We start from the raw sequence: 14297 nt of genomic DNA on the forward strand, positions 1-14297 counted from the left end.
CATTGACCCCCTCCTTTAGCGGGTACCTTTAGGGGATCATGTTCTCTTCCTATGGATCCAGCTGGTAAAGCACTCGGTTTACGATTTCCCTCCTTTTCTCTGCAATCCGTCATCTGACAAAAGCAACAACCGCATCAAGCCACCGTGATTCAATGGGGCATTTCAGGATCTTCACGTCATAAATAATGACATTCTCATAGTTTATAAATAAAATCCGATGGAATCGGACGTTATTCTAGTTCTTTGGATTTATTTTTGGATAATATCAGAATATATTTGGAATTAGTTTGGATAATTATCGATACTAGCAAGAGTTGAAACTTGCAATTTGAAGGGTCTTCAACTTCTCTACGGGGAATATTTTATATTATTCGATTACGTTGATATAAAAGGGATGAAAACGCAATCAATGTGTAAATGGAACGATGCGGACGGTGATTATCCAACTCCAAAAAAGGAAAACCCAACGCCAAACACCTCCATGATTTTCACTCATAATAATATAGGATTTTGGCAAAGTCAAACACTTTTTTGGATCTTTTTGGTGTGAAATGATTTGTTTTGGAGTGAGTAACAGCAAAAAACAGCCGCCGGTTTTCAAGCCGACGGCTGTTTGATCATCTTTTCCTTGTCTTTAAATGTCAGTTAACCAAACATAATAAGTTATATTTTTACTGCTTCCGGGTAAATCTGGAGGATTCCCGCACAATCAATGAGCATGGCAGCAATATCTTGGTTGCCATCGGGAAATGACCATCCAAATAATCCACAATCGATTTGGCCGCTACCCTGCCGATTTCGTATTTGGGAACGGATACGGAGGACAGCGGCGGTGTAGTATACTGGGCCACATCGATGTTATCCATTCCTACGATCGCGATATCCTCCGGTATGCGGCCGCCGTTCTCGACAACGGCCCGCATGGCTGGAATGGCAAGCATGTCGCTTGCACAAAAAACTGCCGTCGGCCATTGCCCTTTGGGAAGCCCTCCCAATAGCTCGGACAACTTACTGAAGCTTCGATCCACGTTCCATCCGGTGTTCATCTGCCACTCCTCGCGCACCTCTAAGTTGGCCTCGAGCATAGCGAATTTGTATCCGACATACCGTTCCTCGCTTTCCATCTGCTTGGAATATGCGGGGCCTCCGATATAAGCGATCCGCGAATGCCCTTGGTCGATCAGGTGGCGTACGGCTGCCCTCGCCGATAGGATCCGGTCACAGTCTACAACCGGGACGTTCAACCGGTCATCATTCAAACTCACGCCCATGATGGCAACACCGGCCTGCTGCATCAACTCAAACAGCTCCTTGTCGTACCAACTGATGGCTACAATACCCTGCGCTCCCGTCTCCCTCAGCATGAGCCGTATCCGGTCCGCATCCCCGACCTCTTCGCATGTGCGGACGATAGCCGGGGGCTGGCCCAGCTCCTCCATTTTTTTATGGAAACCGGCTAAAACCGTTGAAAAATACGGGTGATCGTCCATCAGATGTTGGGGGACGACACAGACAACCCGTTTGTCGGCCGTATTGTAAGCATGTACGCTTCGGGGTGGTTCATGTAGTTTATAACCGAGTTCAAGAGCCGCTTCCCGAATTTTCTGCTTGGTTTCTTCATTGACCGGACGGTTAGCATCGTTGCTGATGGCTCGCGAAACCGTGGATATGGATACGCCGACCCTTTCGGCGATATCTTTAAGCTTAGCCAATCGATCTCCTCCTCCTGCAAAATTTGGAACCAAATTTTCCGCTATCATTGATCATAGCATAAACGTTCCGGTTGGAGGGCGTCAAATGGATGTCCATTTGCTGTACGAGGAGCCTCGGCCTCAGCCGTAGCTACTGCTTTCTTCCATTATCGAATTTTAGTAACAAAGCCGGTCTTAGCAGCGATGCTGCCGGAGCATCGCAGGACCCGGAGCAGCAGGCTGTTACCATCGGTCATGCTTTCAAGCATCGAGTGCCGCGTGATCCGTGCTCTCCTGCTTAATGTATTGAAACAGTACAAGCGATACAACCGCGGCTATCGCAACACCCGCAGCGCCGATCCATGCGATGGACGACAACGAAATTCGTTCGATCGCGATTCCACCGATACCCGCGCCTGCCGCCATGGACAGCTGCATCATGGACTGGTTCAGGCCAAGCATGACCCCCGAGGAATTCGGCTCCAGCTGGACGAGATTATACTGCTGCGTGGGCCCGGATGACCAAGCGGCCAGCGACCAAATCACAAGTACGGCAAACACCAGCATAACGGATGCTCCCGCATCGGTAAAAGTCAGGACGATTAAAGCAATAATATGCAGAAGCATGCCGCCGATTAAGGTAAGCGGTACTCCCCATCTGTCCGTGCTGAACCCTCCGAACTTGGAGCCGATGAGGCTGGCAATGCCGAAGGCAAACAGGGCTGAACTGATCCATTGTTCGTTCAAACCGCTAACGTTCAGCAGATAAGGGGACAGGTACGTATAGGCGACGGAATACCCGCCCAGCCAGAAGAACGTAATCGCCAAACCAAGTGCCACTTTGGGTTTCTTGAGCAGGGCGAACTGCTGGAGCAGCGGAACCGGGGCATCGCCTGTTGTTTTGGGAATGGCCTTATGCAGGACCAACATCGAAATAACCCCCAGAACGGCAATCAACCCGAACACCGATTTCCATCCAAAAGCAGCGGCTGCGACTCGCCCGAGCGGAACGCCTATGATGAGCGAAGCCGTGAAGCCCATGACCACCGTGGCGATCGAGCTCGCCTGCTTGCCTGGCGGCGCGATTTTGGCGGCGATTCCGAGCGCCGTGACAACCACCATGCCAGCGCCCATCGCCATAAGTACGCGGGCGATGACAAACGGGATATATCCCGGCAGAGCGAATGACAAAAGATTGGCAACCACAAACACGCCTAACGAATAGACCAGCAGCTTCCGTCTCTCCACCTTAGCCGTCAATGCCATAAGCACGGGAGTCAAGATTGCGTATACCAACGAGAAAATCGTGATTAGCTGGCCTGCAGCGGTGATGGTAATCCCTAACGAATCCGCGATTTTATCCAACACCCCCGATATGATATACTCCGACGTCCCTACTAAAAAACTGACGATAGCCAAAACATAAATTTTCCATGAACCTGTCATGATTCCACTCCTTTATTTTATATTTACATATCGTGAATTGTCGATATGTTAAACCAATAAAAAGACATATCGCAATATATAGATACGTAATGCAGAACAAAACTGAATATTCCTTCTTACTCTAAGGAAACATTCAGTTCCTGTTCTATATCTCCTGCTTCAAATACTCTCCGATTTCCCGGATCACTTCTTCATCCCGCTTATAATACGTAAATTTCCCCAAGCGTTCCGTCTTGATCAGGCCTGCCCGATGCAGAATCGATAAATACTGCGATGCTGTGGACTGCGTCATGTTCAATTTCTCGGTCACCTGGCTTACGCATACCCCGATTTCCCTCATATCAATCCCTTCGTGGGGCGTAAAATGCTGTTCCGGTTCCTTGAGCCACTGCAATATTTCCAGTCTTGATTCATTGGACAACGCTTTAAACACTTCGATTGGTTTCATACGTATCATTATATCGAGATTTATCGATATGTCAATCCTGATTCCTCCGGTTTCTTGTTGAACCAGCAAAAGCCGATCCCGTCAGGATCGACTATTGCATAAAAACTTTCGTTGTCCATCAAGCTCCTCCGGCGGAATTGCCGTAGCGTTTTACGGCACTCGCGTAGAACCATTTTTCTGCCGTCTGCAGCGCAGTTTCTTCATCGATCCAGCCCGACGTGACCCGCTCCCACAGAAACTCGGCAGCCAGCTTCTTCACAAGCAGGATCTTGCCGTAGCTCCATTCCATGCATCGGGCATCCGAAACGATCACCGAGCTTTTACTGGCCGGGAGTGCTTCCAGACGGTACTGCATGCTGTCCCGGTACGTGCTTGCCCGGAAGTTGAACCACCACATCCCCCCGACATGAACGTTCGGAAAATTCCAGGCAGCCTGCACCGCATCCAGATTGTTCAGCTCCGACGCAAGCACAAGCTCAAAAGGACAACGGTATGTCTCGAATAAAGCGGCGAGCTTCAGGATCCGCTCCGTATCGTTCGCAGGGAACGCCGTGCCGCACCATGACCTCTCGACGCCCAGAAACAGCTGGACAAGCAAGCCGTTTCGATCGGCTGCCGCACAGATAAAGTGCAGCAGCTCCATCAAGATGTCGTCACGTCCGCTTGCCGAGCCGATCTCCCGGCGGAGGTTCGTGCTCGATTCATACCGCGGCAGCGTGGTCATAATGCCCTGGCAGCCCGCTTCTTTATAACCGCCAAGCTGCCGGTTTATCTCGTCCCGTACCGCGAGCAACGTCCTGGCCGGTTCTGAGGATTGCACGATCTGGTCGACCCATCGGCCCAGCGCTCCGTCAATCCGGGGAATCCATACCGCAGGATCCCGCATGCCTTGAAATGTTGCGTGCTCCGGATGGTTCACGACAAACCGGCGGATATTCATCCGGTCTGCCGTTTGCTGTGCCCATCCCTCTTCGGCGGCTGAATGCCGCACTGCGGTCACGGCTTCCCGAATCGAATCTTCATCCTTGATCCCGATCCCGTATAACTCACGCATAATGGAAGTGAACGTCCAGTTCATCAGCGTGCTTCTCGTCGAGCGGTAGGCATTCAGAAATACAGCTATGCGTTCCTCCTCAGGCAGCTTCTCCGCTCCATCCGGATAGCCTCCGGCTTGGAGCTCCCGATAGAACCAGAAGTAGTGCGCGATTTCCCAGAAATCCCTTGCGCCAAGCCGGTCGCCGACAAGGTGGGTATGGGTATCAAAGACCGGCAGTCCCATAATTCGCTCAAAAAACGCGGCTTGTTTGCCGCCGTTATCATGCAGGCTCATGCCAACATCTCCTTCGCTTCAAAAATCGCCTACTTTCGATTTTCCGAAACGACGACGCCCTTCCCTTCGTTGTAACGGTCTGTCGCTTCCTTGATGATTTCGAGGCCGCCTTTTTTCTTATACTCCTCGATTACGTTCGGCCAGTCCGAGATCGGTTCCCTGCCATAGATCATCTTGATCATATGATCGAGAACCAGCTTCGGACCTACATCATCGCCCTGCGGCGCGGCATCCGGATATTTGGCATACGCGTCCAGTGCAGGCGAGAAGCGAATCGAGCCCAACCCTTCCTTGAAGACCACGGTATCCATAAACTTGATCATGTCCTGCCCGTCTTCCGTCAGCTCTTCTCTTGCCTTGTTATAAACCATATCGTGCACAAACCAGAACATGGCGCGGAAACGGTCCTCATCCATGGCCTCCGGCGTAGTCGGCGCCGTGAACTTTATCGTTCCGTTCTCATTCGTATAGGTTTCGCCTTCAATCCCGAACGAGAAGTACGTTTCCGCCTCCGGCGTCAGCATCCAATCGAAAAACTTGATGATGCCGATCGCCTTTTCCTCCGACACCTTGCTGTTAATGTAGTAAGACGTATTAATGCTGGAGTAGAGCAGATGGCCTCCGACGTTCTCGGGTCCTTTCGGAGCAGGAATGATGTCCAGCTTAGCCTCCGGCACGGCGTTCTTCAGCTTGCCGCGGTATTCCGCGAGTAGCTGCGCGTTGGCCGACCACATGCCCGACTTGCCGCTCTCGTTGTTTTTGCCGTAGTCACTGGATGTCAGGGTTGCAAAATCCTTCGGAATCAAGCCTTCGTCGTACATGGTCTTATAGGTCTCCAGCGCCTTCGTCATATTCTCCACGTCGAAGAACTTGGGAACGACCTCCCCGTTCTGCAGCTCAAACTGGGACGGCAGCACATCAAAAGCGCCTAATATCGTATCCGCATATTTAAAATTCTCGCGCATTTGATACGGAAATTCCACGCCTTCCTTCTTCATCGCACGCATCACGTCCAGAAACTCGTCCACCGTCTTGGGCGCCGGAAGGCCGGTTTTCTCCAGCAGATCGGTACGGATGAACAACGCCCGCCGGGACGGATTGGACAGCCAGGCCGGGATTCCGTATATTTTGCCGTCATAGCTGGTCTCCTGCCACGCTTCCTTCGGCACGCTCTTCATCAAGTTCGGCGCATGCTCCTTCAGCAAATCGTCAAGCGGCATGAATACGCCGGCCTCTACGGAGCCGGACATCCCCTTGCTCGTGGCCCCTCCCACGTTCTGGACAACGTCAGGAATATCATTGGAAGCGAACATCAGCGTCATTTTGCTATCGAAATCTTTCAGCGGAAGCATCGTCAGATGAATGTCCGTATTGGTCAGCTTCTCAAGCTCCTTCACCCATCTTTCTTCGTTCACATCCTTCGAACGCTCGGCGTGTTTGTTTCCGCTGGTCGCCATGGACATCGTAAAGGACAGCCTGCCATCGGCCGCGGCCCCGGACGAACCGGCTTTCCCTCCATCCGCTTCCTTAGCACCATTACAGCCGACTGCCGTTAAGGCGATAAGCGCACTCATCAAAATGAAACTCCATTTTCTTCTCATCCACATCGCTTCCTTCCCTATTCTCGCAGATTGCCTATCAAGTTGCTTCTACATGACTGCCCCGATTTCGAGTCTGCTCAGTCTTAATGAAAGTCGGTAAGCCCGCTCCCCCCGAAGAGTGTCACCCACAGTTATAAAGCGCTTTCATAATAACATTCAAATCCCGTCGATTGACATGTACTTTTTTCAGCTCGCCTGTGTTTTCCTATGCAGGGCGTTATATGCCCGAAGCGGAACTCTGTCATCAATGCTACTTTTACGCAACGCACAAAAAAACCGACTCCGGGGCTACGCGAAGTCGGTTTTTTCATTTATATTACGTTACCGTTATTACTTGCCCTTCGGTGAACGCAGCCAACTCATGGGGCATACAGGCAAACACGGCTTTCGGATGTCCTGCCGCAGCCCAAACCGTTTCATATTGAAAAAGAAACCTGATTGCTGTACCCCTTATCGGCCAAAATATTCTGGGCCCGCTGGGCGCTTTCTTTTAAGGCTCCCCTATCCGGCAACACCCTATCTGTTCAACCATCAGGATCCTTACGACGGCAATATTATCGTGCACTCACCGGCGCTTGCGAATCGTGGCCGGCATCAAGCAAGACCGCATTGATTCCGTTAAGAAATGCCAGCGCGCTGGCCTTGATGATATCCGTATCCATCGCGCGCCCGGAATAGATTTTGCCCTGGTATTCGATACGGATGTTCACTCGGCCGATGGCTTCTTTTCCTCTCGACAGACTGTTGATTTTGTAATCCTTCAACTGCACGTCCAAACCGACCAATGCTTTAATGGCGCTGTACAGCGCATCGATCGGACCATCCCCCACCATACTGTCCCTGAATGTCTCGCTGCCTTTCTTCAGCTTCACGGTTGCCGTCGGATACATATCATTGGTGACAACCTGGAAGGAGTCCAGCTCGTACAGATGGCTGCTGACTTCTTCATGGGTGCGGTGCTGGGTTACCAGATAGAAGACGTCATGGTCATATACTTCCTTCTTGGCATCGGCCAGCAGCAGGAATTTCTCGAACAGCGCTTCAAAATCATCGCCTTCACCCGTCTCGAAGCCCAGCTTCTCCACCGCATTCTTGAACGCATGCCGTCCCGAACGCGCCGTCAGGATCAGCTCCATGCTGTCGGCGCCGACTTCCTCCGGCGACATAATTTCATAGACCTGCTTATCCTTCAGCAGACCGTCCTGATGAATACCGGACGAGTGCGCGAATGCGTTCTCGCCCGTTATCGCTTTGTTCACCTGCACATCCAGGCCCGTCAAATGCGTCAGCAATCGTGAGGTTCGGATCAGCTCCTTGAGCCGGACGTTGGTGGATGCCTTGAAATGATTCTCCCGGACCTTCAGTCCCATGACCACTTCTTCCAGCGAAGTATTGCCGGCGCGCTCCCCTAAACCATTGATGGTGCATTCCACTTTCTCGGCGCCGTTCCGCACGGCGCTGAGCGTGTTCGCCGTAGCAAGTCCCAGGTCGTTATGACAGTGAACGCTGAGGATCACCTGATCGTTCAGGTTTTTCAAGCGTTCGTTGATTTTGCGGATCAATTCGCCGAATTCGTCCGGCACGGCATAACCGACCGTGTCCGGCACGTTAATCATCGTTGCCCCGGCCTTTACCACGGCCTCGATCGTTTTCCACAGATATTCAAAATCGGACCTGGATGCGTCCTCCGTCGAATACTGAACTTGAGGCAGCAGCGTTTTGGCATACTTCACGGCATCTACGCCCATCTGAAGCACGGCATCCTTGGAGCGGTTGAATTTCTTCTCCACATGGATGTTCGAGGTACCGAGCACGATATGAATCAGCGGGTTTTGCGCAAGCTTAATGCTTTCATATACGGCATCGATATCGCCCTTCACCGCGCGCGCAAGCGCAGTGATCGATACGCTGTCGCCCACGGTGCGGGCGATTTCCTGAACCGCTTGAAAGTCTCCTGCCGAAGACGCGGGAAAGCCCGCCTCGATAATATCGACGTTCAACCGCTTCAACTGCTGCGCAAACTCGATTTTTTGCTGTACGTTCAATTTGGCGCCCGGAACCTGTTCTCCGTCGCGCAAGGTTGTGTCCAATACGATAATATTTCGTTCCATTCGGAATTCCTCCTTGGTCGCTAATCTTGGTTTATCTATATCAAGCAGGGTTGGTTAAACCCGGAATTTAACCAACAAAAAACCCCGCCTCTACGTATAGAGGCGGGGTTGAACCCGCGGTACCACTCTAATTCATTTTATGCAAAATGATCTTCTTCGATGGCCATCACCATCTATCCCTGTAACGGTGGAACTCCGGCTAACCCTACATGTTCAGGCAGCTGTTCATAGACGAGTTCAAAGGGAACGACGTTACCGTTTCGCACCTGCCAACGGCTCTCTGAAAAGTCATTTCGCTTTTACTATTTCTAATCAAAACATTTCAATATGAATTTTGATAACTATCTTAGGGAATGAACGGCGATTTGTCAACCCTTCATTTTCCAGATATTAAAAACGACGCTTCTTACAGCAATCCGGACATCTTCACATTCGCCAGGAAATCATGGAATTCCGGAATATTCAGCTGCTGTGCCGCATCGGACAACGCCGTGGCCGGATCGGGATGAACCTCTACCATTACGCCGTCTGCCCCCGCAGCCAGTGCCGCTCTGGCACATGGGGCCAGAATGTCTTTGCGGCCCGTGGAATGCGTCACGTCCACCAGCACCGGCAGATGCGTTTCTTGTTTCAGGATCGGCACTGCCGAGATGTCCAAGGTGTTTCTCGTTGCCTTCTCATATGTCCGAATGCCGCGTTCAATCAGCATCACCTGGGTATTGCCGCGGGACACGATGTACTCCGCAGCGTGCACGAACTCATCGATCGTAGCCGCAAGCCCCCGTTTCAGCAGCACCGGCGTTTGGACATCCCCTGCCGCTTTCAACAGCTCGAAGTTCTGCATGTTCCGCGCGCCGATCTGAATGACGTCAATGTATTCGCACGCAAGCTCAATATGGGCAGGATCCACGATTTCGCTGATCGTTTTCAGCCCGAACTCGGACGCCACTTCCTTCAGTATTTTCAGGCCTTCCACGCCCAAGCCCTGAAAATCGTAAGGCGATGTTCTCGGCTTGAACGCTCCTCCGCGCATGACGGTAATGCCGGCTTCCTTGAGGGCTGCAGCTACCTGGCGCACCTGCTCATAACTCTCAACCGAACAAGGCCCTGCAATCATCACCGGCGTGCCGCCGCCGATCACCGTATTGCCCAGCTCAATCAGCGTATCCTCCTGCTTCTTCTTCCGGCTCACCAGCAGATGCTTCTTGTGATCGACCTGCTGCAGCTTTAAGGATGCCTGAAAAATCTGTTTAAACAAATGACGCACCGTCTCATTATCAAAAGGGCCTTGGTTATGTTCCACCAAGGTGTCCAGCATTTTCTTCTCGCGTACCGGATCGAAATCAGGCACTCCCTGCTTCACTTTCTCCTGACCGATTTCCTTGGCGATCCGCGCCCGCTCCGACAGCAGCTCCAGCAGCTGAAGATTGACGGTATCAAGCTCCGATCTCAATTGCTCCAAACGTCCTTGACTCATCTAGAATCTCTCCCTCGCATTTTTTTCTGGTATATATAAACAAAAAGACCCCCCGCCCGGAAAGGGACGAGGAGTCGTGGTACCACCCTTATTAGATATGCGAAAAATATAGCAAGCACATCTCACTTGAACCTCTTAACGCAAGGGTTACGGGTAAACCTACGGCTTGCACGAAACATGCAAACGATCAGAAAACCAGCTCCGGAATGAACTTCGGCGGAGAACCTTCACCGGGGCGCTCTCAGTCGGTGGCTGCCCTTTCCTGTCAGGAACGTTCTTTCGCTTACTCTTTCCATCATCGCTTGTTATAACATATCGTGTTGGTTAATTAAGAAGCATTGTATTACACCCCGGATTGAAATTGCAAGAGTTTTATTTAAAGCTTGGGTGCTTTGATGCAGCGATGATTTAAATGGGCGGCCTTGTTCTTCAGGAACGAGCATGCACCCTTTCTCTTTGTTTCACGGGATTTCCCCAATACGTAAACAGGCGCCAAACATATTCGAACGGGCCGATCGGAAGCCGTTTGAACCAGACTTTGCTGCAGGCTGCTTGCACAATAAAAATGACCACGGCCATCAGCATCTGCCAGACCGGCTCGATGGTTCCGTACCACCCCAGACCGTAGCTGTAAAAGATCAATCCGCACAGGATCGATTGAAGCAAATAGTTGGTGAAGGCCATTTTGCCGGGATAGGAAAACAAATTCAACACCTTCTGCCACGATTTATTCTGGTATAAAAGTGCAAACACTCCGATGTAAGCCAGCGCCAAGAGCGGTGCCCCCACGAACAAGGCTGCCGCCTCGGCCCAGGACGGAAGTCCATCCGCTAGCGTCATCACGACCTGAAGCGCAAGACCTGCGATTCCGCACAGAAGGGCCAATCGGATAATCCCCTTCCGGTTCTTCTGGACCTCGTGCAATATCCGGCGCTTGCAGAAGTAGGCGCCCATCAGGAACATCCCTAATACTTGCGGGTAGAAGACCACCATATTCAAGATGGAGCCGATGTAATCATTCAGCCGCTGAGCCATGATCTGGTTCATCGTCCCCTCTCCGTATATGGCTGCATCCCGCTCCTGGAAATAGATTCCCATCTGATGGGCATCCGCCGGGCTAAACGGCTCGAATACCTGGCCGGATGCCGGGTTCAGCAGGCTTGCTCCCGTTAGCAGAACGGGAACGATCAGCAGCAGGGATATTGACCAGATCAGCAGCGTTTTTGGCTTGCAGCGCTGAAACAGCATCAGGAGGAATCCCATAAGCGCGTAGTGCGTTAGAACGTCCCCGTACCATATCAAGATTCCGTGGATCAGGCCGATCAGAAGCAGAGCCGTTAATCTTCGGGCATAGATGCGGTTAAAACTGCGGCCTTTCGCCTGACTGCTTTCCCGTAACAGCACCATGCCGTAGCCGAACAGGAAGGAAAAAATCAAAATGAATTTGCCGTCAATGACAATCCCGCGCAGCATTATCAGGACTTCATTGTACCAGCCCGACCATAATTCGACCCCGAACGAAATGGTTTGCAGCGATGTCGTAAAAAACGTAATGTTCACCAAAAAGATGCCTAATAGTGCAAATCCCCTCAAGCTATCGATGAGCTGTATTCTGGGCTGTGAATTCGTTGCCATCATCGTACCTCCTTATCATTGTGCCTACAGGTTAAGGTACAATCATAAAGAAAGGATAAAGAAACTCAAATTGACCTGTAAGTATACAGCAGCTTAAGCATCACTGCGCATGCGGATCATTCTTCCGATCGCTGTTGCCCCCAGATTTCTATCTATCCATTTAAGAATGGTTGAAATCCGGGGGCAAAGGCGACCGCTTCCGCTTCTCCAGAACGATTCCGCCTGCTCCGTTGAGGTAGGGGCATATATAAACTTCAAGTAACAGGACTTTCTTTATTCTTTCTTTAGAAATGACGTGTACACTAACCAGATAGACTTTTTAATAGCTATTTCTTGGAGGATGTAATGGATATGGCAAACGAAACGATCCTATTGGTGGATGATGAAGAAGAAATCATCTCTTTTATACAAGATTCATTGGAGCTTGAAGGCTACCACGTACTCACGGCCGGAAGCGGACAGGAGGCGTTAATCCAGAGCAAGCGGCAGCCGTCCCTGATCATACTCGATGTGATGATGCCCGAGATGGACGGCATTGAGGTCTGCAAGCAGCTAAGGGAAACGACGCAGTGCCCCATTGTATTCCTGAGTGCCCGCCAGAGTGAAGTGGACCGAATTAAAGGTCTGGCGGCAGGCGGGGATGATTATCTGCTCAAGCCCTTCAGCCTCGCGGAATTAAAAGCCCGAATCCATGCCCATCTGCGGCGGGAACAGCGAATCCACACGCAAAAAGAACAGGGCATCCTGCGGTTCCAAGCCTTGACGATCGATTGCAAAGGGCATGCCGTTAGCTGCAATGGGCACGACCTCCCGCTAACGAATAAGGAGTTTCAGATCGTAGAACTGCTGGCGATGCATCAGGGGCAGGTCTTTTCCAGAGAGCAGATTTACGAGAAGTTATGGGGATTGGACGCCGATGGGGACGACTCTACCATCACCGAGCATATCAAGAAAATCCGGGCCAAGCTGGCCGCTCATGCACAGAACCGCAGCTTTATTCAAACCGTCTGGGGCATCGGCTACAAGTGGGATCCCCAATGACGAAACAGCGTTCCATCAAAAATACGTTCGCCCGCCATTTCATCTCGATTCTGATCTGCAGTTTGCTGGCTACGCTTGTAACCTGGGGACTGCTTGTGATGTTGCTGGGTTACTTGTTCAACCATGATATCGCGCTACCGGCAAATCATTACGAGGCGCAAATCCCCGTGATTACGGAATACGCCCAGAGCCGGGGCGACTCCATCATGAGCACGGAGGGGCAAGCCGAGCTGGAAAAGGTGATTCCCTCACAGGGCATGTCCTACCTGGTCGTGTCCCTTACCGGCAAACCCTTGTACGGGGATCTTCATATCCATGAATCGCTTAGCCGGCAGAAGATCCTGGCGCGATTAAACCAGACGCGCAGCGGCATGAATGAAATCGTAGTATACAAGCCGGTTGTCTCCCGAGACGGCAATCTGATCGGGGCTCTGCTGGTTGGATACAGCCTGAAGGTAACGGCGGCCAATCCTGCGCTGAATCCCTTGGTGACCTTTGGGTTCCTTTTGTTCTTCCTGACGCCATTTTTGTATATCGTTTTGTTCACCTTGGTATTCGGCAGGCGGTTCAGCCGAAAAATCAGCGCTCCGCTGCAGCAGCTTCTGCAAGGAGCCGAAATGATTAAAGAGCGTAATTTAGGCTTTAGCATATCCGGGGCTTCGTCCATTACGGAGGTAAACCGGCTAACGAAGGCTTTTGAAGACATGCGTCAGGAGCTGGAGCATTCCATCGAGCGGGAGTGGAGAATGGAGCAAGAACGAAGCACCATGTTTGCGGCGCTCGCTCACGACCTTCGGACGCCGCTAACGATTGTTCAAGGCCATGTCGAGGGGCTTGAGCAGATGAACGGGGAGCCTGATGAAGGCAAACGGCTGCAGTACCTGCAGGTCATCAAACGGAACACAACCCGCGCTTCGAAGCTTCTTCAAGACATGAACACCATGGCGGAGATCGAGAAGGTGTCTTTTCGCCTCCAGCCGCTTCCCGTGGATATCGAAGAATTCGCGGACGAAAAAACCGGGGAATATGCCGCTTTATGCAGGGGGAAGAACATCGCCTTCCAATCGAAGGTTTACGATAACCGAACGGCCAAGACTCCGGTCATGCTCGATCCCTATCGCATCATCCAGGTTCTGGACAATCTCGTATCCAACAGCCTTCGCTACACCCCTGAAGCCGGGCGGATTCTATGGCACATCGAGATCACCGAGCAGCAGGTAGTGATGGCCGTCACGGATAACGGAACAGGCTTTGGGCAGCAGCGGCATCTGCAGCAGGTGTTTAAGCCTTTTTACCAGGGTCAGGTGCATTCCTCCAGGCAAAAAGGGCATTCCGGTCTGGGACTGTATATCGCCAAACTTCTCGTTCAGCACCACGGAGGGCATATTGTTGCCGAGAACAACCCGCTTCGCGGGGCAACGGTTCGTTTTACGCTGCCGATCCAGGGAACATGAGCCGTCCTACACCATAATGAAAAGGCATGCCCACAATCCAATGGATCGGGAAATGCCTTCATC

At 51.7% G+C, this 14297-nt stretch carries 10 protein-coding genes and 1 other annotated feature; of the genes, 2 read left to right on the top strand and 8 right to left on the bottom strand.

Annotation, left to right across the window (positions count from 1 at the left end; translation table 11 throughout):
* Window positions 1-671: 671 nt before the first annotated feature.
* The 8 genes from GYMC10_RS23430 to GYMC10_RS23465 form a co-directional block, all read right to left on the bottom strand.
* Window positions 672-1712 carry a LacI family DNA-binding transcriptional regulator gene (locus tag GYMC10_RS23430; protein WP_015736817.1) on the bottom strand — a complete coding sequence of 347 codons (1041 nt, stop codon included), beginning with the start codon at window positions 1710-1712 and terminating at the stop codon, window positions 672-674.
* Window positions 1713-1952: 240 nt separating this feature from the next.
* Entirely contained in the window at window positions 1953-3137 is a 1185-nt protein-coding gene (locus GYMC10_RS23435) for an MFS transporter (RefSeq protein WP_015736818.1), read from the bottom strand.
* A gap of 145 nt (window positions 3138-3282) precedes the next feature.
* Window positions 3283-3585: an ArsR/SmtB family transcription factor gene (locus GYMC10_RS23440; protein ID WP_009591021.1), complete on the bottom strand. Its 303-nt coding sequence runs from the start codon at window positions 3583-3585 to the stop codon at window positions 3283-3285.
* A gap of 118 nt (window positions 3586-3703) precedes the next feature.
* Window positions 3704-4915: a glucuronate isomerase gene (locus tag GYMC10_RS23445; protein WP_015736820.1), complete on the bottom strand. Its 1212-nt coding sequence runs from the start codon at window positions 4913-4915 to the stop codon at window positions 3704-3706.
* 29 nt (window positions 4916-4944) lie between these two features.
* Complete coding sequence (locus GYMC10_RS23450) at window positions 4945-6516, bottom strand: extracellular solute-binding protein (protein WP_041622043.1); 1572 nt, start codon at window positions 6514-6516, stop codon at window positions 4945-4947.
* 554 nt (window positions 6517-7070) lie between these two features.
* Entirely contained in the window at window positions 7071-8627 is a 1557-nt protein-coding gene (locus tag GYMC10_RS23455) for a 2-isopropylmalate synthase (protein WP_015736822.1), read from the bottom strand.
* Window positions 8628-8722: 95 nt separating this feature from the next.
* Window positions 8723-8952, bottom strand: a binding site (T-box leader).
* 81 nt (window positions 8953-9033) lie between these two features.
* Window positions 9034-10104 (bottom strand): bifunctional 3-deoxy-7-phosphoheptulonate synthase/chorismate mutase, encoded by a 1071-nt coding sequence (locus GYMC10_RS23460; protein ID WP_015736823.1) that lies wholly within the window; start codon window positions 10102-10104, stop codon window positions 9034-9036.
* Between the two features lie 429 nt (window positions 10105-10533).
* A complete protein-coding gene (locus GYMC10_RS23465; protein ID WP_015736824.1) occupies window positions 10534-11739 on the bottom strand; it encodes a DUF418 domain-containing protein in 1206 nt (401 codons plus the stop codon).
* 345 nt (window positions 11740-12084) lie between these two features.
* On the opposite strand from GYMC10_RS23465, the gene GYMC10_RS23470 reads away from it, so the two are divergent.
* Window positions 12085-12780: a response regulator transcription factor gene (locus GYMC10_RS23470; RefSeq protein ID WP_015736825.1), complete on the top strand. Its 696-nt coding sequence runs from the start codon at window positions 12085-12087 to the stop codon at window positions 12778-12780.
* Window positions 12777-14234, top strand: coding sequence for a sensor histidine kinase (locus GYMC10_RS23475; RefSeq protein WP_015736826.1), 1458 nt, complete (start codon window positions 12777-12779; stop codon window positions 14232-14234). Before GYMC10_RS23470 ends, GYMC10_RS23475 begins: the two co-directional genes overlap by 4 nt.
* Window positions 14235-14297 lie beyond the last annotated feature (63 nt).

The organism is Paenibacillus sp. Y412MC10 (assembly GCF_000024685.1).
Classification (GTDB): Bacteria; Bacillota; Bacilli; order Paenibacillales; family Paenibacillaceae; genus Paenibacillus_AQ; species Paenibacillus_AQ lautus_A.